The organism is Paenibacillus sp. USDA918EY, from assembly GCF_009870825.1.
GTDB lineage: Bacteria > Bacillota > Bacilli > Paenibacillales > Paenibacillaceae > Paenibacillus_AQ > Paenibacillus_AQ albilobatus.
Map to the genome: position 1 here is coordinate 148721 of NZ_WTWY01000011.1, position 20810 is coordinate 169530.

The following is a 20810-nucleotide window of genomic DNA, read 5'->3' on the forward strand; positions in this document are numbered from 1 at the left end:
CCTTCGCTTGAAATTGGCGTCCGAACTTATTCGGAGCTGATGAACTGGGTTTCGGGCATGCCCTTTAAGTCGCTTAGAAACTGCTGCATGGCGGAATTGAGATATTTTCCGGATTTGTAAATCAATCCGACGGGATGGCTGACCTCAAGCTCCCTGAGCGGGATGATTTTGAGGGTGCCGTGACGCAGCTCGCTGGCAACCGATTGCTTGGACATAATGGCGGCGCCAAGGTCGATTTCGACCATCCGTTTGATTTCTTCGCTGCTTGACAGCTCCATGACCACGTTAGGGACAATGCCGTGTTTTTTGAATATTTCGTCGCTGAACCGTCTGCCGACCGTATCCTGCGACAGCAGAATGAGCGGCGTGTCCTGAAGGACGTCCGTCGATACCGTCGTCTTGCGGGCAAGGGGGTGCCTTGGAGAGACGATCAGCTCGAAAGTGTCGTAGTACAGGACGGACGTAATCAAATTGGGGTTGCGTTCAATCAAATAACCGATGCCGACATCGATTTGGCCGTTTTCAACGCTCGTATAAATTTGGGAGGAGGCCATCGATTGGATCGACGTTTTGATAAGAGGGAACTGGTTTTGAAAATAGGAAAGCACCCTCGGCAGGATTTGGATCGCGATGGAGGTCGTCGTGCCGAGCACAATATGTCCCTGCGGGATTTGATCCAGATCGGACAATCGCTGCTTCAGCTCTTCCACAACGGCCAGAATCCGCTCGGCGTGTTCAAGGAACACCTGCCCGCGGTCGGTGAGCGTAACCGGCTGATTTCGGTCGACCAGAACGGTTTTGAACTCATCCTCCAGGCTTTTGATTTGGGCGGATACCGCAGGCTGGGTCAAATTGAGCAGTTCTCCGGCTTTGCGGAAACTCATCGTCTTTGAGATGGTAATCAGTGTCTCCAGTTGACTGATGTTCATGCAGTTCCTCCTTAGACTTTATTTGTACCCTGAACGGAAATTCGACCAAAGTGTATATCCTTTAATTATATGGGATTCCGAAAGCGTCGGCAATGCCGCGCGGGCGCGGGTTCCGGGCTTGCAGCCAAACGCGGGCGGTCTCTCAAAACAAAAAAAATGAGCTAGCAAATTTCGTCATGGTATTCAAAATTATGCCTAAAGGACCGATATACATATCAGGATTCGGGCTCGCGATTTCTTAAATAGGAAAAAGGAATTAATCATAAGGGCAATTATACCCTAGTTATTCAAGCGAATGTGAATTTTTGGTGATTTATTCAGTGGTTTCACGTATAATTGGTTCAAACGGAAATGGGACTTTTGGAGCGTAGTGCTGCCATCTAGCTGGAAGGGGTGTTTTACATTAATGAAAGCGGAGGTTATTAATCCTTTTCTGGAATCCGCGCGGCTTGTCATTGAGCAGGTGATACAGGTATCCCCTTCGACGGGAAACCTTGGGGTAAAGACGGTCGAATTCTTTCAAGACCATATTTGGATTCAAATCGGAATGACCGGACAGTTGAACGGAAATATTATGTTCGGCATTCATGAGAGCGTTGCGCTCCGGATGGTTTCCGTCATGATGGGCGGATATGTCTTGACGGAAATGGACGAGATGGGGCAAAGCGCGATTTCCGAGCTCGGAAACATGATTAGCGGCAATGCGAGCACGATCTTGTCCAATCAGGGCGTCAGCGTCGACATTACGCCGCCGAAGGTTGTCAAAAGCGAACATGTGGTTTCGGCTTCTCCGCAGAAAGCGCTCAGCATCCCGCTGTTAATGGACGGAATCGGGGAACTTGACATCCAAGTCATGATTTCATAGGAAAAATTACTTTTTACCTGCAGCGATTTCCTCCTAACGGCTGTTTCTGCTATCTTTAGAAGAAAGGCAAAAACGGGAGCGCGGCGGCGAACCGCCACGCGCATCGCTTAGGAGGATCTGGAAACCATGTTGAAGGATAAAGTCGTGTTGATTACAGGGGCTTCGAGCGGAATCGGTCTGTTGACGGCGCAAATGCTCAGCGAAAAGGGGGCCGTCCCGGTTTTGGCGGCGCGCTCCGAAAGCAAGCTGGCCGAAGCCTCCGGCCGGATCGCCGGAAAACACGGGATTCGGGTGCTCGACGTGACCAGCGAAGAAGAGGTCAGGCAGACCGTAGAAGAAACGATACGGGACTTCGGAGGAATCGACATTTTATTGAACAACGCGGGGTACGGCAAATTCGAAGCGGCTACGGACATGCCTTCCGAAGAATTCGGGCGGATGATGGACGTGAACTATATGGGGACCGTGCGCTGCACGAAGGCGGTGCTTCCCCATATGCTTGAGCGCCGCAGCGGGTTGATCGTCAACGTCGCGTCCATGGCCGGCAAAATCGGCACCGCCAAATCGACCGCCTACACGGCGACCAAACACGCGGTGCTCGGATTCAGCAACGCCCTGCGGCAGGAGCTGCGCGGCACGGGAGTCGCGGTGTCCACCGTCAATCCGGGCCCGATCGATACGCCTTTTTTCGATATCGCCGATCCTTCGGGAGGATACGTAAGCAGCGTCAAATGGCTGATGATGAAACCGGAACATGTCGCGCGCAAGATGGTGCGGCTGATGGAAACGGGCAAGGAAGAGCTGAACCTGCCGCTCAAGGCTGCCGCGGCCATGCGATTGTACCAGCTGTTCCCGCGCCTGTCCGACAGGCTTACATACCGCATGATGAATAAAAAATGACAGGCCGGCTCGGGAAAGAGCCGGCTTTTTTGGATCTATAGAGCATTTTATGATTTCCAGTGTCCCCGCCAATCATCTGAATCGGCTTTGAAGCCATAGCCTTACTTTTCGGGGGAATTATATGCCGCCGGTCCGGCCTGAAATTAATTTTTTGGTGCGGAGGCGCTTTTATCATATAATGGATAGGAATGACTTAGATAAAAGGATGGAATATAATGAACGCAACTTCGTTTACAGCGCTGGGCATTGAACAGTCATTGATAAACAGCCTTTCGGAATACGGAATCACGGAACCGACCCCGGTGCAGGCGGAGGCCATTCCCGCCATTTTGCGGGGAGCGGACGTGCTGGCACGTTCGCAGACGGGGACCGGCAAAACGTTGGCCTACCTGCTGCCGATCCTTCAGGGCATCGACGCCGGCCGGAAAGCGGCGCAAAAGCTGGTGATCGCCCCGACGCAGGAGCTCGCCATGCAGATCGTCAGGGAAGGCGAAAAATACGGACAAGACCGCGGCATCGGCGTGCTTGGACTGATCGGCGGCGCCGCCCTGAAGCGCCAGGTGGAAAAGCTGAAGCAGCATCCCCAGCTTATCGTCGGCACGCCGGGAAGGATCCGTGAGCTGATCGAAATCCGCAAGCTGAAGATGCATGAAGTGAACACGATCGTCGTGGATGAGGTGGATCAGGTGTTTCAGCTCGGCGGCGCGGCGGACGTGGATCGCATACTGCGCAGCGCCCTTCGGGGCCGTCAGCTCGTGTTTTTGTCGGCGACCGTCAGCCCGGAGACGGCGGCGCTGGTCAAACGCGAGATGAACGCGCCGGTCGAGATCGGCATCGATCCGGACCAATCTACGGCCAAAGGGCTCGAGCATTTTTATTTTGCGGGCGAAGAAAGGGATAAAGTGGAGACGCTGCGCCGCGTCCTCCGCCACTATAATCCGAAAAAAGCGATTGTGTTCGTCAATCAGACGGAAACGATCGCCGAAGTACAGGCGAAATTGAATTATTTGGGCATTTCGGCGGAGGCGCTGTATGCGGACGCGGATAAGCTGAGCCGCAGCAGGGTGCTGTCCGGGTTCCGCGGCGGCAAGTTCAAGGTGCTGGTTGCGAGCGACGTGGCCGCCCGCGGTCTCGATATCGAAGAGCTCGAGATGGTCGTAAACTATGATCCGCCGGCGGATGCCGAGCATTACGTGCACCGTGCGGGACGCACCGGACGCATGGGCCGAAGCGGCCTGGTTCTTTCCCTTGTAACGTACCGGCAAATTTTCATCATGAACAAATTTGCGAAGGAGCTCGGCATTCCGCTCGAAGAGCGCCGGCTGTACGGCGGCAAGGTGTTGAAGCCGGGGGCGGCGCCCGGGGGGCGCGGACAGTCCGGCACCCGGAAATCCGCGGACAAGGGACCGAATGCCAAAATCGCTGCGGATGCTTCAGGCAACGGCTCAACAAGAGACGCAGCGGCCAGGGAAGAGACGCGCAGGCCGTCCGGACCGGGCAAAAGCAAAAGCGAACCTGCCCGCGGCGGCAAGCCGCCGGCTCGAAACGACAGCCAGCGGGAGCGCGACCGGAAAAACAAAGGGGCTCCCAAATGGTTGAAGGACAAAAAACGCCCTTGACGTAAAAAGCGGTATACGGCATTTCATGGAGGTGTTGCAATGAACGGAAATACGGTATTGGATATTCAAGGCTTAAGCGGGGGCTACAGCATAAACCGCCCCGTGCTTCACGACATATCCTTTCAGGTTAACCCGGGCGAAATGGTCGGTTTGATCGGTTTGAACGGCGCCGGAAAAAGCACGACCATGAAGCATATTCTCGGGCTCATGAATCCCCAAAAGGGGGAGATTCGGGTACGGGGGAAAAAGCGGGAGGAAGATGCGGAAACCTATCACGGCTCCTTGGCTTTCGTCCCGGAATCCCCGCTTTTGTACGACGAGATGACCGTCCGCGAGCATCTCGAATTTACGGCGAGAGCCTATAACGTTCCGCGCAGCGATTACGAGGAACGTGCGGACAGGCTGTCCCGCATTTTCCGGATGCAGGACAAAATGGACAGCCTGTCCACGCATTTGTCCAAAGGGATGCGGCAGAAAGTCATGATCATGTGCGCTTTCGTGGCCCGCCCGTCGCTGTATATCATCGACGAGCCGTTTCTCGGGCTTGATCCGCTCGGCATCCGGTCTTTGCTGGATTTTATGGTTGAATTGAAGGAAGGGGGCTCGTCCATTCTGCTGAGCTCCCATATCCTTTCGACGATCGAGAACTACTGCGACCGGTTTGTCGTGCTGCATCAGGGAAGCGTCATCGCGCAAGGTCCGCTGGAAGCGATCGAAGCGCAGGCGGGAACGGCCGGGGCAGGGCTTGAAGAAATGTTCTATACCCTCGTGCAAGGCAGGGATTGACGATGGACCTGATGAAATTAAGGGCGGAACGCCGTAGCCGCTTCTGGGGAAAAGAAGTGCTGCCGTACCTCGGTTACGTTTTCCAAAGCGGCGTGGCGGTGCTTTTCATGTTTGCGCTGATCGCCTTTTCGGCATGGTATACGGCTTTCGTTCAGCATCTTCCTGCCGGGCTGCCGATCCGCTGGATCATGCTGGTTTTGTTGGTGCCTTTGACGGTAAACAGCAGCTTTAGAACCTACCTGGTTCCGGCGGACAGCGTTTTCCTGCTGCCCCAGGAATCCCGGATGGCAAGCTATTTCAAAGGAAGCTGGATCGGCGGCGTCGTTTACAAACTGCTGGTTTTAGCCATCATCTTTCTTATTTTATGGCCGCTATACGTTCGCAGCGATGTCAATCCGAAGTCCTTTTGGCTGTTCCTGATCGTTCTGGTCGGGCTCAAGCTGTTGGCCAGCCACGGCTGCTGGAAAGAGCTGCGGATGGTTTCACGGAAGGCCGCGCTCGCGTACAGGCTGCTGCGTTACGTCGCGCTTGCGCTCTCCGTGGCCGCTTGGATGTGGCAGCCGGCGGGGCGCAGCTTGATCTTTATCGCGCTGCTTGCGGTCACGTATCTCGCAGCGCTGCGCATCCCGGCCAAACATCCCGTGGCATGGGAGAGGCTGATTGCCCAAGAAAAAGTACAGGTCGGACGCGTGCTGATGATTCTGGGCTGGTTCGTCAATGTCCCGGGCAGGGAGCAGCGCGTTTATGCGCGAAAATGGCTTTCCTGGGCCGGAAACGGCATCCCGTGGAAACCGGAAACGGCGTACCGGTACCTGCTCGTCAAAAGCTTCGTGCGCAGCGACATTTTGGGCATCGTGCTTCGGGTCGGCATATTGGCGGCGTTTTTGGCATGGTGGCAGCGGGGCGGCATCGTCGGCTCCGTCATCTATTTGTTTTTCGTATTTTTGGCAGGGGTTCAGCTGTCGTCGCTGCTGCGCTTTCACAGCGAATCCTTTTGGCTTCACGTATATCCGATCGCGCCCGGCAGCCGCAGAAGCAATGCGGTCAAGCTCGCGTTTCAAATTCAGCTGCTGTTTGCGGCCGTAACCTGGCTTCCGCTGCTTGGAGCGGGGCCCGGCCGTTTCGGCGCCGTCTTTATGACGCTGGCGGGCGGGATCGTCCTCTGTTTGCTGTTCCGTTTTTTTGCCAACAGAAAAAAAGCGTCCGACGACGAAGACGAAGATTGACGGAATTTCACATCGAAATAAAAAGGCATAAGGCGGGAGAATCCCGGCCTTATGCCTTTTCGTAATTCTATGCTTGATCCAAGGATGCGAGATCAGATCCAGAAAGAACGGGTGATGATGACCAGAAGGATGAAGAGAACAAGGATTGCTCCGGTGTTATGAAACAACCCGTGACAACCGTATCCGTACGCGCCTCTTACTTCTTCGCTCATTGTTCATTCCCCTTTACATTGGATTGTTTTGACTTACACCGTATCATATGTCTAGGGGGATATCTGTGCTTGGGCAATCACCCGTTCCAGGATAAAAAACAATTCCCTGGATCATGGACCGTTCTGACAGACGCGCTGCTATTTCCGCAAATCGAGTATTCCCTTGTGCACCAGATCAAACAGATCTTCGAGGTATTCTTCCTCGATGCAGGAAAACGCGATGCGAAGGTCATGCTCGCCGAGCGCGATCGTTCCGACACCGTATTGATGAAGGATATGCGTGCGCAGCTCTTCCGCGGATACATCCTTCAGCTTCAGGCACATGAAGTAACCCGAGTTGAACGGATAATAGTCCCACGCGTCCCCGTATTTTCCGCTGTCAAGCAGCGTTTTGACTTTATTGGCGCGGCCTTTCATGATTTGGAATTTTTCTTCCTTCTGCGCATGAAATTCCGGCGATTTAAGCGCATCGAGCACAAACGTCTGCGAAGGATGGGAGCAGCTGGAAACGGTGGCGCGGATGATGCCGAGCGTTTTTTGCTCCAGCGCATTCAGCACGTCTTTGTTTTCGGAAACATAGGTGATAAACCCGACGCGGAAGCCCCACACGAATTCTTCCTTGGTTGCGCCGTCGACTTTGACGGCGAGGACCCGCGGATGAAGACCGGCCAGCTTGCCGAACAACGACTCCTTCAGGGAATCTTCAAAAAAGAGCCCGAAATAAGCGTCGTCCGTGACCACGACCACGTTGATGCCTGCCTCCGCCGCTTCCTTGACGGCCGCAACGATTTCTTCCCCTTCTTTAAGCCCCGGGGTGTATCCCGTCGGGTTGTTCGGGAAGTTGAGGATCACGATCGCTTTGCCTTTGTCCTTTTGCGCAAGCAGCGCCTCGCGCAGGCCTTGGCTGTTGAACGTCATTTCGTCCGTGAAGAGCGGATAATTGACGATGTCCGCGTGGCGGCGGATGCCGAAGGTCAGCTCGTAGTTCTCCCAGTTTTTGTCCGGGAAAATGACGGCGTCCCCTTCATCGACGAACAGGTCGGCAACGATGCTGAGGCCGTGCGTCAGCGCGTTGGTTACGATCGGATTGCTGACCGATTTCCCTTCCAGGGAAGGATTTTCTTCCTTCATTTTGGCAAGCCAGGCGGTCCGAAGTTCGGGTTTGCCGGCAGGAGGAGCGTAAGGATAAAGATCCTTCGGCTGATAGGCGGACAGCTTGCTTTGGATGACGTCCAAATGCATCGGAATGCCGCCTTCCGTCGCGATGCCGATCGTCGCGTTGTATTTTTTGGCATGGCCGGCGGCTTCGGCGGATTGGCTCAAAATGCCTTCCTTCGGAAAATAGATTTCTTTTCCCAGCGTGGACAGCATGTCGTGCACATGCGGATTGCCGGATTTGATGCTTTCGTTCAATTGTTCAGCAGGTCGGTTTACCATGTCTTCCATCCTTCCAAATCGGTTGTAATGTCGGAAATGAAGCGGGATTTCCATGTAAGGTTTCCGTATTAACTGCCTAACATTATATCATTTGCAGCAGGAGCCGTCACGGCAAAAGGAGCTTTTTATACCGGGCGGTCATTCATTTATTTCCGAATTTCTGTCCGGCGTCCCTCTTTTCTTTTTGGGTTCGGCCGGAGCGCTGACGCGGATCAGTTCGGCTGTTTCAAGGTCGCGACTGCCGCCCCGGGACGAAAGCCCGCAAAGCACCCGGTTCCTTTCGTCATCCGCCAGGTTTTGCCCGAATTTGAATTTGGCGGTAACCTGGTCCGGGACGATCTTGACGACGGCCACGTTGCGCAGCCGCGGGGCGTAGGCCGGGTTGGCGGGATCGATCGGATCATAGCCGCCTTCCGGTTGGAGTTTTTTCATCAGCAGCGTGAACACCGCCGCTTTCTCTTGCACATCCGTTACAATTTCGGCCCGGCCGCTTGCCGTGACGCTTTTGAAATAAGTCGTTGCCGGACAGGCCAGGTTCGGGTCGGTGAAATAGGAAGGGATGACCGCATATTCATCGGCCACGCTGAAGCTGACCGCCGGATTCGCTTTTAGGTGGTCTATTTTTTCGCCGATCCGGCTGCCGTGAAAATAAAAGATGCCCTGATCGTACACAAAATTGAGCGGCGTAACCCGCGGGCGCCCGTCTTCCGAGACGGTGCCGAGAAAGCCGAAGCTCATCCCGGACAAAAACGCGTCGATTTCCTTTTCCTCGGTAACGGTGAATTCATTTCTTCTCATTTTATATTCCCCCCACTATCTTTTTTGCCGTTTTGCATGACGTCCGATGTTCGGTCCGCAAAAGCTTTTTGTCAGCATAACGGACGCATTGACAACAAAAAAGATCCAATTTAGATTAAATTTTATAGTCCAATGTTGCACGTTGTTTAGAAAAGAGGCTGACAAGATGGAATTGACGCTCCATATGCAGGCATATCTCGACCAATACCGGTTCAAATATCTGGCGCTTTACCATGCTTTGCGGGAGGCCATTCAGGACGGGCGTTTGCCGGGCGGCATGAAGCTGCCGTCGACCCGGGAGCTGGCGGAACAGTACGGGTTGTCGCGCGGGGCGGTCGCCCAAAGCTACGACATGCTGATGGCGGAAGGATACGTTCATGCCGAAACGGGCAGGGGAACCTTTGTTACTGACGCAGGCTATTCCCCCCGGCAGGCGGAGAACATAAAGGAATCGCCGATCAGGCTCTCGAGATGGGGCGATCGTCTGCTTCACCTCCCGGCTGCGCCTTTGGAGCCCGCAACACGGGCGGACATCAGCTTTGTCAATCAGCCGCTTGAAATGAGCCGGTTTCCGTATGAAGAATGGCGGAGCGCGCTATCCCATGCAGGGGGGCCCAAAGGAACCGGACTGCAGCATAAAGCGCCGCCGGAAGGCGACGGGCAGCTGCGCGAGGCGATCGCTTCCCATTTGCGCGTGACGCGGGGCATTATGGCCCGTCCGGAGCATGTCGTTCTTTTTAACGGTTCGATGCAGGCCATCGTGCTGCTGTTTCAGCTGCTGATGAATGAAGGAGAGGCTGCGGTCGTGGAAAATCCGGGGTTTCACGGCATCCGCAGTGCGATCGGAGCCTGCGGCGGCAAAGTCATTCCCGCGGCGGTCGACCGCCAAGGAGTGCTGCCGCAGGAATGGGACGCGGGGATTCTGTTCGTGACGCCGAGCAGGCAGTATCCGACGGGAGCCGTACTCAGCCTGCAGCGGCGGAGACAGCTTCTCGAGTGGGCGGAGCGGCATGACGCCGTCATCATCGAAGACGATTATGACAGCGAATTCCGTTTTGGAGGACGGCCGATCGAGCCGCTGAAGACGCTTGACACTCAGGAACGCGTCATTTATATCGGCTCCTTCTCCCAGACGATGTTCCCCGGGCTGAGGCTCGGGTATGCGGTCCTGCCGGAAGGGCTGGTTGCGGCTGCCGTACGCGCCAAATCGCTGTATGAGCCGATGTCGCCGGGGCTGCTGGAGCAGCGGGCGTTAGCCAGGTTTATGGCCAAGGGCTGCTATACGCGTCATTTGCGCAGGCTGACCCGGCTGTACGGGGCGAGACACCGCCAATTCTGGAACAGAATGCACGAAATGGCCGGCGGGCTTTTCGAGCTGATGCCCGGCGACGCAGGATTGCACGTGTATGCGAACTGGCTGAAATCGCCGGAGGCGTTCGGGGCGTTCTGCGAAGCCGCAAACCGAAGAGGCGTTTATTTCCGCGATGCCCAGGCGTACTGGATGGACCAGGGGCCGCCGGCCGCCTGTTTCGGGTTCGCCCATCTGACGGAGGAGAAGATGGAGGAAGGCATCCGCAGACTTGCGCTTGCATGGCAGGATGTGCAAAAATTCTCGTGAAGGGGTATCATGGAGATAGATTTTTGAAAAACACCGCCGGCATGCGGCTCTCGCTTATGGAAAATACGGCGATCAACGTTTTTCTTGTAAAGTAAATATCCTAAGGGGGAATGACGACATGCTGCACGCGTCGCCGTCTTCTTTTCAAATACTGCCCTCGCTGGCGAAAATCGTATGCGAGCCGGGATGGAAATGGCAGAAACGCGAAAAAGCGTTGGAAAACTACGATTTATTTTATGTATGGAGCGGCGAAGGGACGGTGATCCGGAACGACGAGCCGTTTGAGGTCGGCAAAGGCAGCTGCTTTTTGTTCAGGCCGGGGGACCATACGAGCGCGACCCATAATCCGCAAAAGCCGCTTGTGTTAACCTACAGCCACTTCAGGATCAACGAGCCGGTAAGCGACATTCCGCAGCCTTATCGAAGGCTCACGGATACCGTCGATTTCGAATATATGCTGTCCCGGTACGTCAGGTTGTTTTTGGTGAATACGTTCGCCGCGCAGGAGGAAGGGCAGCTCATCCTGAAGCAGCTCATGATCCATCTGCTGCGGCATGACCGCGAGCAGCCGGAGGAGAAGAAGGTAAGCAACCAGCTAACCGAGGTCATCCACGAAATCGCGAATTACGTCCAGCAGCATCCCGGCAAACCCCATCGGGTCGAAGATCTTGCCGCCCGCGCGGGTTTGTCGCCGCGCTATTTTTCGATCAAGTTCAAGGAGCTGATCGGGACGCCGGTGCAATCCTATATCATCCGGACGCGGATCGAACGAGCGCAGCATCTGCTGCTTCACGCGGGCATGAACGTGACGGAGGTGGCGGACGCCCTCGGGTACCGCGATATCTTTTTCTTCAGCAGGCAGTTCAAGCAGTATACGGGGAAAAAACCTTCCGAAATCCGTTGAATCCTATTTTCCGGACCCATAGGGATTTCCGAAGGGACAGGCTTCGTAGCGGGTGAAGACAAAGCAATAGTAAAAAATGGCGGGCAGTCATGAGAACTGCGCCGCCGTTTTTTATAATATCAGCATGTATAAACTACAGAGCCATTTCTTCCTGATATTGCAAGAAAAACTACCTTTAAGCTCGGTCTGTCTTCTTAGGAAGTACGTCGATAGACGTTTTTCTTAATGAAGGGCCGGTAAAGGCAAAACCCGCTTCGGTCCGAAAGGGCATTGCGATAATATTTCGAATTTGAAGCGCCCGGTATGCTATGCTAGCAGTATGGGATGTTGCTTGCATCTTGACCAGGCAAAACAGAAAATGAAGGGGGCGGTATCTATGAACGAAGCTTTTCAGGCGGATACGGAAGACAGCAGAAGACTATTGCTCGTTCGGGCGGAAGCGGCTTTAACGGCTGCTCTCGAGCAATACGACATTCATGAAAAAGAGCTGGATTTCATTCAGGTATCGGAGCATGTGACCTATAAAATCGAAGACGAAACGGGAAGTCGGTATTTGCTCCGCGTCCATCCCGGATCGGCGTCTTCAGCCGAAACCGTTTCGGAAATGGAGTGGCTTGCCTATTTGGCCGAAGAAGAAGGAATCGGGGCGCCGTTAGGCGTCAAAAACCGCGAAGGCTCTTACGTAACCGAGGTGGAGACGGGACGGGGGCAAAGCTGGAAGGTTTCGGTGCTGCGCTGGGTGGAAGGCGATCATCGGGAAGGAGACTTCACCGAAAGCCAGCTTCTGCAAATGGGCGGGTTGTTGGCCCGGATGCACCGGGCAGCGCGGAAATTTCAGGTTCCGGAAGGTTTTGTCCGTCCGGTCTGGGATGAGCGGGCGTTCGCCCAAGAAGCGGCCAGGCTCAAACAGCATTACCGGAGCTTTCTGACGCCGGACGAACACGGCGTGTATGAGCAGGCCGCGGCCGAGGTGACGGCCCATATGGCGGGAATGCCAAGGGATGACGAACGTTTTGGCATCATCCACGGCGATTTTCATGAGGGAAATCTCGTTTTCAAGGACGGGGAGCCTTATCCGATCGATTTCGGACGCTGCGGCTACGGTTATTTTTTGTACGATTTGGCGCAGGCATTTATCGGCCTCTACCCGATGCAGCGGCAGGTGTTTCTGGAAGGATACGAGCGTCTGCTGCCCGTTTCCAGCGAGCCGGACGACATCCGCGTGCTTGAAACCTTTTTTATCAAATCGCTGATCGAAAACCAAAGCTATCATGCCCCGCATCCATGGGAAGCGGCCGAGCTGCGGGAGAGCAAGCCGTACGCAATGGCGCTCCTTCGCCATTATTTGGACGGGAAGCCGTTTTTGTTTCAAGCGATTCCCGTATAAGGCGGTGGAATAGTGAACACATGGCAAGGGAACCCGGTCGCTCTCGTGACCGGAAGCTCAAGCGGCTTCGGCCTGCTGATCTCGGTCGAGCTTGCGAGACGGGGGTTCGACGTCATTGCGGGCATCCGGAGGATGGAGGCGGAAGCCGTAGTGATGGAAGCGGCTGCGCAAGCGGGCGTGCAAGGGAAAATCCATTGCATTCGGCTGGACGTCACCGAAAACGACGACGTCACGGAGGCGGCTGCGCTCATATTCAGGCGGCACGGGCGTCTGGACGTGCTGGTTAACAATGCCGGAACGGCATACGGAGGTTTTGTCGAGGAGGTGCCCGCCCGGATTTGGCAGGAGCAGATGGACACCAATTTTCACGGGATGGTGCGCGTGACGCAGGCCGTGCTGCCGATCATGCGGGAGCAGGGCAAAGGGCGCATTATTCAGATGAGCAGCATCAGCGGCCGCGTCGGATTTCCCGGCTATGCGCCTTACGCGTCTTCCAAGTTTGCTTTGGAAGGGTTCAGCGAATGCCTTGCGCTTGAGGCAAGGCCGTTTGGAATCGATGTCGTGCTGGTAGAGCCCGGAGCCTACGGCACCCCGATTTGGGACAAGGGCTTCACGCAAATGAGCGCGGCGAAGAGGTCGCCCTATCAATCCATGCTGGAAAAGGTGCTGGCGTTTTCACAAAAAAGCGCACGACAAGGAGGCGACCCGAGAGAGGTTGCCAAACTCGTTGCGCATATTGCCTGCATGAAACGTCCGGCGTTCCGGTACGCGCTTCCGCGCAGTACCCGGCTGACGCTTCATGCCAAAGCGCTGCTGCCGGGGCGCTTGTTCCAAAACATCATCGCTTCGGTGCTCAAGCGGCCGTAACGGCGGTTATGGGTTGTTGGAGCGGGGCGCCGGGGCATGCAGCGTGCCGAGAAGCTGGCCCATTCGCACCTGGTCTCCGGGCTTTAGGTCCGCCCGCGGCGTAAAGGTTCCGTCCTGGGTGAGGAGCACGACCGTCGACCCGAATTCGAAGTAGGCCAGATCGTCGCCGTTGTTCCAGCGGGACACGCTTTCGTCGTTGTACCGGATGCTGCTTACGTTCATGGCGCCTACCTTAACGACGGCCACCTCTCCGTATTCCCCGGCGATGTAGGTAATCAGCCGCTCGTTGCGGCACAGCACCGTTTTCATTCGGGTCATGCCGAACTCGTTGACCGGATAGGCGCGGCCTTTAATATGCTCGCTTTCCGTACGCACGCCCGTAATAGGGGAATGGATGCGGTGGTAATCGGTCGGGCTTAAATACAGGACAAAAAAATAACCGTGCTTGTAGAGCTCCAAATGCGGAGAAAAATGAAGCAGCTCCGCCACGGAATAATCCTGGCCTTTTACGTTCAAAATCGTTCCCGCGCTGATGTCGCCCATCGCGGTGATTTTGGCATCCACCGGGCTCGTCAGTACGTTCGGGCCTTCATCCACCGGGCGCATGCCCGGCTTCAGCCGGCGCGAAAAAAACTCGTTCAGCGTCCGGTATTCGTGAATTTCTTTTTCGGCCTCGTGAGCCGGAATTTGATAGCTTTTTATGAATAAAGGGATGACGCTTTTGCTGAGCCTGCTGTGGGAAAAGCGTCCCATCAATGCGGAAAGCCACTTTCTTGAGGAGAGCTCCGTCATCAGCCTTAACCATTCTTTTGCCATGCTATTTCTCCCTTCGGATGATGCTAAGTCGATTTATAGAGTTAACGTTCGCGGCCGCCTTTTGGTTTCATCGGATTTAGCGGCCGGATCCGAATGCCGCAGCATACTATTTTTGGAACACTCTGAAATATATTGACATAGAATAGCGGTTAAATCAATCAATAACGATCAAAATGGGGGGCGGTCGGCGGAAGCAGCCGGACTGCCGGAAGCCTAATTATTTCAGGATTTTGCAAAATTCGATTCCTGCCGCTCCCTGGTCCAATATATCGGCGAACGAAAACGTTTCGCTCTCTATATTGCCGATTGAAAGTCGCTCTTTGGATTTTTGTCTCATCCTTATTTAAATTTTTTTGTTGCCAATCGCTTCGGAATTGGTGTATTTTGGAACCAGGATACGGATGATGCGCTTTTGTGTTTTTATGAAATGCGATCCGTTACATATGGGATGCGGGAGCTTGAGTGAATCAGGCTGAGATTGCAGCTGTATCCGCTGCTGACCGGGAATCTGATCTGGATAATGCCAGCGTAGAGAATTCGCGATGAAGCCCTTTTCGGGCTTATTTAACCGTCTCTCTTTGCGATCCAGGGCGGTTTTTTTCGTGCCTGTTCATGCAAATTCCCGCCGATTCAAAAAACAAAAGAGGGGGAAACAGGATGGATTATGCATTGCTTGCGGAAAAAAGGAAGGGGCTGCGGCTGAGCGACCTGCTGGTCACGGTGCTGCTGTCGCTTGTGCTTGGCGTCGTGTATCATTTTTGGAGTTCGGTGTATGACTTGTTTAAGCCGCTGTTTTTTCAGGCGGATGAGCTGGTTTACGGCGTCTGGTTTTTGGCTCCGACGCTCGCCATGCTGCTGATCCGCAAACCCGGCGTCGCCATTTTGGCGGAGGTTGCGGCGGCTCATGTGGAAATATTGTTCGGCAGCGAATGGGGCATTCAGCTGGTGCTGTACAGCATCGTGCAGGGGCTTGCCGCGGAGCTCGTTTTTGCCGTGATGCGTTACCGCAGCTTCAAGATGGGAACGGCGGCATTTGCGGGAGCGGCGGCGGCGCTTGGTTCATTCGCGGTCGATATTTATTTCGGCTACGTGACGGACTATACGCTCGGCATGATGCTGTTCAAATATGCGCTGCGGATCGTCAGCTCCGCGGTTTTGGCGGGATATTTGGCGTTTGCCCTGGCCAAGGCGCTGGAAGCGACCGGCGTGACGCAGCTTCTGCGGCCCGTGACCAAAAAAGATTACGAAGCGCTTGAACATGATTGAACATCGCGAGACGTTTGAACCGGAGACCGTCGCGGGCGTAAGCATGCTTAGGCTGAAATTTCCGGGCGAGCAAACTTTTGTGTTTAAGGATTTGTCCCTTTCGGTTCGCCGCGGCGAAAAGGTGCTGCTGCTCGGCCCGAGCGGCTGCGGCAAATCGACGCTGCTGCAGGTGCTGGGAGGACTCATTCCGCATGTAATGGAGGTTCCGCTCAAAGCGGACGGCATCGTGGCGCCGCAATCCGGAGGATACGTATTTCAGGACCCGGATACCCAGTTTTGCATGCCGTATGTCGATGAAGAGCTGGCGTTTGTTTTGGAAAACCGGGGTATCCGGCGTGAGCGGATGCTTCCCGAAATGCGGCGGGTTCTTGCGGCGGTCGGCCTGAACCTCGATCAGCTGCATGTGCCGGTAGACAGCCTGTCCCAGGGCATGAAGCAGCGGTTGGCGCTGGCATCCGTGCTGCTGCTTGAACCTGACGTTATTTTTCTGGATGAACCGTCCGCTTTGCTGGATCCCGAAGGAAGGAAACAAATGTGGGAGGCCGTCTGGGAATCGGCGGAAGGACGTACCTTAATCGTCGTGGAGCACCGGATTGATGAGATCGCGGACCGGATGGACCGGATCATATTGTTTGCTCCGGACGGAGGCGTCATCGGCGACGGCAGCCCCGAATGGATATTCCGTACTTTCCGGCGTGAACTGCGGCAATACGGCATATGGTATCCGGGCGTGTGGGAGGACTTTTTTCGGATGCTTGAAACGAAGCGGGACGAAACGGAAAAAACCGTTGTGCCGGAAAATCCGGCTCCGCTCCTCACGCTGCGGCAATTCACGGGATTCCGCGCCGGCCGGCCTGTAGTTCATGCAGAGTCGGCGCAGATTTATCCCGGCGATTTTATCGCCATTGTCGGCCCGAACGGCGCCGGAAAAAGCTCGTTTTTGCTGAGTCTGATGTCGCTGCTGCGGTTCCGCGGGGAGTATCGGCTGTGCGGAGAAGCGATGCCGGAAACGGAAGGCGCCTCCAGGAGGGAAAGAAAAAAGGCTCATCCCCCTTCGGACCGGGTCGGATACGTGTTTCAAAATCCTGAATTTCAGTTTGTTGCGGACACGGTGCTGGAGGAGGCGGCTTTTTCCTTGAAGACGGGCAGATTGACGGGCGACGAGAACAGGCTGGCCGAAGAGAAAGCGCGCGATTTTCTGCGTTTTTTCCATTTGGAAGGGCTTGAATGCCGCCATCCGTACCAGCTTTCCACCGGCCAGAAACGGAGGCTCAGCATGGCTGCGGCCGTTATGCGGGGGCAGCCGATCCTTTTGCTGGATGAACCGACCTTTGGACAGGATGCGCGCAATACGTTTGCGATACTCGATTACTGCCTGAATATGCAGGAGAAAGGGGCCGCCATCGTGATGGTAACCCATGAAGAGGACATCGCCCGGCAGGTGGCCACGAGGGTATGGGAGGTACGGGACGGCGCGGTGATCGAACGACCTGCGGTCGAATCCAAGCGGACCGAAAGGCGGGTGGGCACATGATCGAGCTGCTGACGCCTACCCGCCAAACGGTTTTGGCTCGCGCCAATCCCGCCGTAAAACTCGCCGTGTTTATTGTGTTGTTTTTGGTTACGGTAATGACGCGGGACATCGATTTTGCGGTTTATCAGGCTGCGGCTTATACCGCTCTTTTGTTTATGCTCGGCGGGTATCCGGCCCGGAAAACGCTGCTGCTTGTCCTGCCGTTTGGCCTGCTGTTTGTATCCTCCTCCGCGACGATGATCCTGTTCGGTAAGGGCGATACGTTATGGTGGCAGTGGGGAATGCTGCGCGTTACGGCAGAAAGCTTCTACCGCGGGCTGCACCTGGGTTTCCGCTCGATCGCGTTTGCGGCGGAGGGGTTGCTGTTTGCCGGCACGACCCCTTCCGTCAAACTTTTTTACGCGCTGATGCAAAATTTCAGGCTCGCTCCGCGGTTTGCATACAGCTTTATGGCTTCGATCCGGCTGCTGCCGATGGTGTGGGAGGAGTTTCTCATCCGCAGGCAGGCGCTTCAGGTTCGCGGCGTTAAGGTGAAAGGACGCGGTCTTCGGGGTGTGGCGGAGCATGTCCGGCTGTACGCCGTACCGCTTCTGTCTCAAGCCATCCGCCGTGCCCACCGGGTTGCCGTCGCGATGGAAGCGAAGCGCTTTAACGGTGAAGGCGGTAGAACCTACTACTACCCATCCAACGTTTCCTGGGCGGACGGAGCGGCCATCCTGATGCTTGTTTTCGCTCTATGCGCCGCTTATGCCGCCGCGGCCGTTTTCCCGTGGTTCGGCATCGCGGATGTCCGCTACCATTCCTAAAAATGACGGAAGACAACGGGCATCAGCTGCCGAGGAGGAAGCGGGCATAGGCCATAGGCTTGCGGTACGTTTCCTTCCAAATCTCGTTTAGTCCGGCCTTGCGGAAGCCGTAACGCTGGTCGCGCCCGTTGCATTCGATGAAATAAGGTTTCCCCGTTTTCGCAAGGCCGATGTCGAGCCCGAAATCGGCGGCCATGGGGAGATGCTGCCCCAATTTTTCGGCGATCCGGAGCGCGAGATGACGGACTTCCGATAGGATCGCTTCCGGCGACAAGCGAGGAAGGCTTTCGCCCAGGACGGTTTCCGCGGGAAAAGCCTTTCCTCCCTGCGCCATATTGGACACAAAGGTGCGGGAGGGGGCGGCCTTGGCGTATATGCCCGTTATTTCCCATTGCCCGCTGATGCCCCGCTGCACGGTGACGCGCAAATCATACGGCCGGTCCTTGTATTCCGCGAGGGCGATGCGCTCCTGGACGAGATACGGAACGCGGCCTACTCGGTTTCGCAGAGCCTGGGGCAGCTTGTTTTGGCGAAGGGTTACCGTTTTCCAGCCATAATACCTGCCGCTTGGCGAATAAGTCAGCTTCCAGGCCGTTCCCGTGCGGCGAAGCCGCCATATGCCGCGGCCGACGCTGCCGGTGCAGGGCTTCATAACCAAATCGTTGTAATGCCGCATCATGTCCGCGATGGACAAAGGTGCGGCTATTTGCGTTTTCGGGAGATGAGTCGCAAGCAGCGGGTCTTGTTTCAGCAGCTGGTGGATCTCATCTTTGCCGTATCGGTTAAAAGCGTTGAAAATAAGGTAACCTTGGCTGAGCAGCCGTTCGATTTTGTGACGGGAGCCCACGTCCATATAAATGGCCCGGTTATGAATGACGCGCGGAATCGGCATGCGCTCGAGCGTCCAGGCATGCCCCTTAAGCACGTAGGCGCTGCACTGTCCGCTGTCCAAGTCAAGATCCTGAAGCTGGACGTAGCAGGGGATCAACCCATAAATGCGAGCGGCCTCCTCATAGTTGGAAAGGGACTCCTGCCCGGTTCTTCCCTGCGGAATCCCCCGGTGCATGGCCGCATTCAACAGAATTCCGACATAAGAAAACCACACATTTCATCCCTCCTGTTCCCGATATAGTCATGGCGCAAACCGCTGTCCATGCCGAATGTTCCCTTGTCAAACGCCGTACAATTACGCTTCGGGGGTTGGTATAGTTTATGCCGCTGTTTTCTTGTCAGCAAGGGGCGTTTGTCCATCCATGTCCCGCCTATTTTTGCCCCCCTGGTGCTGCTAGTTTGTCACCGTTCCCCCCAGCATCTGTATAGGCTGGAAATGAAACGGGTTCTCTTTGGAACACGCATTATTTTTTTCTTTCGGATCAAGTACTTTAAAACCTTAGGCGAGGTGGTAGCCGAAAGATGCAGAAGCAAAAAGCCGCAGTGGTGACGCCGGGTTCGTTTTATATCCCGTCGGGCCGGAGCAGTTCGGTCGAACGGGTGGTGGAACAAATGGTCCCTTTAGTTCCCGACGGTTTCGACATACGGATTTACGGGGTTCGCGAGCCGGGCCGCCCGGTAATCGGGTCGATCGACGGCGGGATCCCCGTGCATCGCCTTCCGGATGGAGCGCGGTATGCTCCAAGCGTCGTCGCGGCCCTTCAGGCGTGGAAGCCCGGGGTGATCGACGTACAAAACCGTCCCGCTTTGGCCGGCAGAATCCAGGAGGTTTTGCCGGACAGCAAAGTGGTATCGTCCATCCATTCCCTCACCTATATTTCGCCGCCGTACATGGACCAAGAGACCGCCGGCCGGATTTTGCGGCAGTTGGACCGGCTCGTCGTCAACAGCAAGTATTTGAAGCTTGAAATCGCCGCACGTCATCCCGCGCTCCGGGAAATGATCAGTGTCAATCCGCTTGGCGTCAAATTGGCGGATTTTACGCCGCGCTGGAGTCCGGCCTCCGAGGCGCTGCGGGAATCCAAGCTGAAGGACAGGGGATGGCAGGGAAGGCGGATCGTCATGTATGCCGGGAGGCTGCTGCCGATCAAGGGAGTACATCATCTGCTTTCCTCCCTGCCGGAGCTGGCGCGTGCCGTTCCGGACGTGATGGTGCTGATCGTCGGAAGCCCTTATTACCGCTCGGGTCGTCCCCATTCGTATGAACGGTACCTTCACGAACTGGCAAAACCTTTTCCCGATCATGTTACCTTCATTCCTTTCGTCCCGTATCCGGCTGTTTCGTACTGGTATCATTTGGCCGACGTTGTCGTCGTCCCATCCGCGGAGGGCGAATCTTTCGGTTTGGTCAACGTGGAGGCGATGGCGTCGGCGGTTCCGGTCGTCGCTTCCGATGCGGGGGGCATACCGGAAATCGTGGAGGACGGAAAAACCGGAATCGTGCTGCCGCAGTCTTCTTTGGGATCCGCGCTCGGACCTGCGATCATCCGCCTTCTGAACGAAAAACGGCTGCGGCAATCGTTAGGGGAGGCGGGGCGGCTGCGGGCAGCCCGCTGTTTCAACTGGCAGCAGACGGCCGCGAGATGGCACGGGATGATGCAAAAGCTCGCTTCGCTGTGACAAAGGCCTAGTCCGCCGCATATGATGCCAAAGGATGATACGGCCAGGAAGGGAGCGAGGGGTTTTGAAAAAAAAGGGTAAAAAACAACCCGACAGAAACGTCAGCCGCCTTTATTTCGTTGATAATCCGGATATCCACGAATTAGATATGATTGTAAAAGAAAGAGCGGAGTCAACGATAACAAATCAGAAAATACCTGCCCAGATCAAATCAGTAGCAGAAGCATTGCCAGAGGCGCTAATCACTGAGCAGCAGGAGTCAAACGTGG

19 protein-coding genes and 1 riboswitch are annotated in these 20810 nt (G+C 55.6%); of the genes, 13 read left to right on the forward strand and 6 right to left on the reverse strand.

The features are described 5' to 3' along the window. Positions 1-26: 26 nt before the first annotated feature. Positions 27-929: a LysR family transcriptional regulator gene (locus GQY55_RS20880; protein ID WP_160043825.1), complete on the reverse strand. Its 903-nt coding sequence runs from the start codon at positions 927-929 to the stop codon at positions 27-29. 406 nt (positions 930-1335) lie between these two features. On the opposite strand from GQY55_RS20880, the gene GQY55_RS20885 reads away from it, so the two are divergent. The 5 genes from GQY55_RS20885 (at position 1336) to GQY55_RS20905 (ending at position 6325) form a co-directional block, all read left to right on the forward strand. Further along, positions 1336-1794, forward strand: coding sequence for a chemotaxis protein CheX (locus tag GQY55_RS20885; RefSeq protein WP_160043826.1), 459 nt, complete (start codon positions 1336-1338; stop codon positions 1792-1794). 126 nt (positions 1795-1920) lie between these two features. Continuing rightward, the gene (locus GQY55_RS20890; RefSeq protein WP_160043828.1) at positions 1921-2694 is read left to right on the forward strand and encodes an SDR family NAD(P)-dependent oxidoreductase; all 774 of its coding nucleotides are present in this window, start codon (positions 1921-1923) and stop codon (positions 2692-2694) included. 215 nt (positions 2695-2909) lie between these two features. Beyond that, positions 2910-4313 (forward strand): DEAD/DEAH box helicase, encoded by a 1404-nt coding sequence (locus GQY55_RS20895; protein ID WP_160043830.1) that lies wholly within the window; start codon positions 2910-2912, stop codon positions 4311-4313. A gap of 39 nt (positions 4314-4352) precedes the next feature. Then, positions 4353-5099: an ABC transporter ATP-binding protein gene (locus tag GQY55_RS20900; protein ID WP_160043831.1), complete on the forward strand. Its 747-nt coding sequence runs from the start codon at positions 4353-4355 to the stop codon at positions 5097-5099. Between the two features lie 2 nt (positions 5100-5101). After that, positions 5102-6325 carry an ABC transporter permease gene (locus GQY55_RS20905; protein WP_160043833.1) on the forward strand — a complete coding sequence of 408 codons (1224 nt, stop codon included), beginning with the start codon at positions 5102-5104 and terminating at the stop codon, positions 6323-6325. A gap of 92 nt (positions 6326-6417) precedes the next feature. Here the strand turns inward: GQY55_RS20905 and GQY55_RS31540 are convergent, their stop codons facing one another. The 3 genes from GQY55_RS31540 to GQY55_RS20915 form a co-directional block, all read right to left on the reverse strand. Further along, complete coding sequence (locus tag GQY55_RS31540; protein WP_212958675.1) at positions 6418-6537, reverse strand: YjcZ family sporulation protein; 120 nt, start codon at positions 6535-6537, stop codon at positions 6418-6420. 138 nt (positions 6538-6675) lie between these two features. Next, entirely contained in the window at positions 6676-7974 is a 1299-nt protein-coding gene (locus tag GQY55_RS20910; protein WP_160043835.1) for an aminotransferase class I/II-fold pyridoxal phosphate-dependent enzyme, read from the reverse strand. 138 nt (positions 7975-8112) lie between these two features. Further along, the gene (locus tag GQY55_RS20915; protein ID WP_160043836.1) at positions 8113-8772 is read right to left on the reverse strand and encodes a pyridoxamine 5'-phosphate oxidase family protein; all 660 of its coding nucleotides are present in this window, start codon (positions 8770-8772) and stop codon (positions 8113-8115) included. A 166-nt stretch (positions 8773-8938) separates the two neighbouring features. On the opposite strand from GQY55_RS20915, the gene pdxR reads away from it, so the two are divergent. The 4 genes from pdxR (at position 8939) to GQY55_RS20935 (ending at position 13548) form a co-directional block, all read left to right on the forward strand. Beyond that, positions 8939-10390 (forward strand): MocR-like pyridoxine biosynthesis transcription factor PdxR, encoded by a 1452-nt coding sequence (gene pdxR, locus GQY55_RS20920; protein WP_160043838.1) that lies wholly within the window; start codon positions 8939-8941, stop codon positions 10388-10390. Positions 10391-10508: 118 nt separating this feature from the next. Then, positions 10509-11294 (forward strand): AraC family transcriptional regulator, encoded by a 786-nt coding sequence (locus tag GQY55_RS20925; RefSeq protein WP_160043840.1) that lies wholly within the window; start codon positions 10509-10511, stop codon positions 11292-11294. 376 nt (positions 11295-11670) lie between these two features. Then, on the forward strand, positions 11671-12681 hold the full coding sequence (locus GQY55_RS20930; protein WP_160043842.1) for a phosphotransferase enzyme family protein: 1011 nt from the start codon (positions 11671-11673) through the stop codon (positions 12679-12681). A 12-nt stretch (positions 12682-12693) separates the two neighbouring features. Next, positions 12694-13548 carry an SDR family oxidoreductase gene (locus GQY55_RS20935; protein ID WP_201452200.1) on the forward strand — a complete coding sequence of 285 codons (855 nt, stop codon included), beginning with the start codon at positions 12694-12696 and terminating at the stop codon, positions 13546-13548. Positions 13549-13554: 6 nt separating this feature from the next. Here GQY55_RS20935 and asd read toward each other — a convergent pair whose 3' ends face one another. Further along, a complete protein-coding gene (gene asd, locus GQY55_RS20940; protein WP_160043843.1) occupies positions 13555-14364 on the reverse strand; it encodes an archaetidylserine decarboxylase in 810 nt (269 codons plus the stop codon). A gap of 440 nt (positions 14365-14804) precedes the next feature. After that, positions 14805-14916: riboswitch (TPP riboswitch) on the forward strand. A gap of 105 nt (positions 14917-15021) precedes the next feature. Between asd and GQY55_RS20945 the strand changes: the two genes are divergently transcribed. Genes GQY55_RS20945 through GQY55_RS20955 form a run of 3 tightly spaced genes read left to right on the forward strand, consistent with a single transcriptional unit; the run spans position 15022 to position 17970 of the window. Beyond that, the gene (locus GQY55_RS20945; protein WP_160043844.1) at positions 15022-15630 is read left to right on the forward strand and encodes an ECF transporter S component; all 609 of its coding nucleotides are present in this window, start codon (positions 15022-15024) and stop codon (positions 15628-15630) included. Beyond that, the gene (locus tag GQY55_RS20950; RefSeq protein WP_160043845.1) at positions 15623-17164 is read left to right on the forward strand and encodes an ABC transporter ATP-binding protein; all 1542 of its coding nucleotides are present in this window, start codon (positions 15623-15625) and stop codon (positions 17162-17164) included. Before GQY55_RS20945 ends, GQY55_RS20950 begins: the two co-directional genes overlap by 8 nt. Further along, entirely contained in the window at positions 17164-17970 is an 807-nt protein-coding gene (locus tag GQY55_RS20955) for an energy-coupling factor transporter transmembrane component T family protein (protein ID WP_160043897.1), read from the forward strand. Before GQY55_RS20950 ends, GQY55_RS20955 begins: the two co-directional genes overlap by 1 nt. Positions 17971-17992: 22 nt before the next feature. Here the strand turns inward: GQY55_RS20955 and GQY55_RS20960 are convergent, their stop codons facing one another. Beyond that, entirely contained in the window at positions 17993-19075 is a 1083-nt protein-coding gene (locus GQY55_RS20960; protein WP_160043846.1) for a YheC/YheD family endospore coat-associated protein, read from the reverse strand. Positions 19076-19383: 308 nt separating this feature from the next. Between GQY55_RS20960 and GQY55_RS20965 the strand changes: the two genes are divergently transcribed. After that, complete coding sequence (locus GQY55_RS20965) at positions 19384-20541, forward strand: glycosyltransferase family 4 protein (RefSeq protein WP_160043847.1); 1158 nt, start codon at positions 19384-19386, stop codon at positions 20539-20541. Positions 20542-20810 lie beyond the last annotated feature (269 nt).

Coding starts and splice junctions, on each gene's coding strand:
- GQY55_RS20880 (WP_160043825.1), bottom strand. CDS start 929: ATGAACATCAGTCAACTGGAGACACTGATTACCATCTCAAAGACGATG.
- GQY55_RS20885 (WP_160043826.1), top strand. CDS start 1,336: ATGAAAGCGGAGGTTATTAATCCTTTTCTGGAATCCGCGCGGCTTGTC.
- GQY55_RS20890 (WP_160043828.1), top strand. CDS start 1,921: ATGTTGAAGGATAAAGTCGTGTTGATTACAGGGGCTTCGAGCGGAATC.
- GQY55_RS20895 (WP_160043830.1), top strand. CDS start 2,910: ATGAACGCAACTTCGTTTACAGCGCTGGGCATTGAACAGTCATTGATA.
- GQY55_RS20900 (WP_160043831.1), top strand. CDS start 4,353: ATGAACGGAAATACGGTATTGGATATTCAAGGCTTAAGCGGGGGCTAC.
- GQY55_RS20905 (WP_160043833.1), top strand. CDS start 5,102: ATGGACCTGATGAAATTAAGGGCGGAACGCCGTAGCCGCTTCTGGGGA.
- GQY55_RS31540 (WP_212958675.1), bottom strand. CDS start 6,537: ATGAGCGAAGAAGTAAGAGGCGCGTACGGATACGGTTGTCACGGGTTG.
- GQY55_RS20910 (WP_160043835.1), bottom strand. CDS start 7,974: ATGGTAAACCGACCTGCTGAACAATTGAACGAAAGCATCAAATCCGGC.
- GQY55_RS20915 (WP_160043836.1), bottom strand. CDS start 8,772: ATGAGAAGAAATGAATTCACCGTTACCGAGGAAAAGGAAATCGACGCG.
- pdxR (WP_160043838.1), top strand. CDS start 8,939: ATGGAATTGACGCTCCATATGCAGGCATATCTCGACCAATACCGGTTC.
- GQY55_RS20925 (WP_160043840.1), top strand. CDS start 10,509: ATGCTGCACGCGTCGCCGTCTTCTTTTCAAATACTGCCCTCGCTGGCG.
- GQY55_RS20930 (WP_160043842.1), top strand. CDS start 11,671: ATGAACGAAGCTTTTCAGGCGGATACGGAAGACAGCAGAAGACTATTG.
- asd (WP_160043843.1), bottom strand. CDS start 14,364: ATGGCAAAAGAATGGTTAAGGCTGATGACGGAGCTCTCCTCAAGAAAG.
- GQY55_RS20945 (WP_160043844.1), top strand. CDS start 15,022: ATGGATTATGCATTGCTTGCGGAAAAAAGGAAGGGGCTGCGGCTGAGC.
- GQY55_RS20950 (WP_160043845.1), top strand. CDS start 15,623: ATGATTGAACATCGCGAGACGTTTGAACCGGAGACCGTCGCGGGCGTA.
- GQY55_RS20965 (WP_160043847.1), top strand. CDS start 19,384: ATGCAGAAGCAAAAAGCCGCAGTGGTGACGCCGGGTTCGTTTTATATC.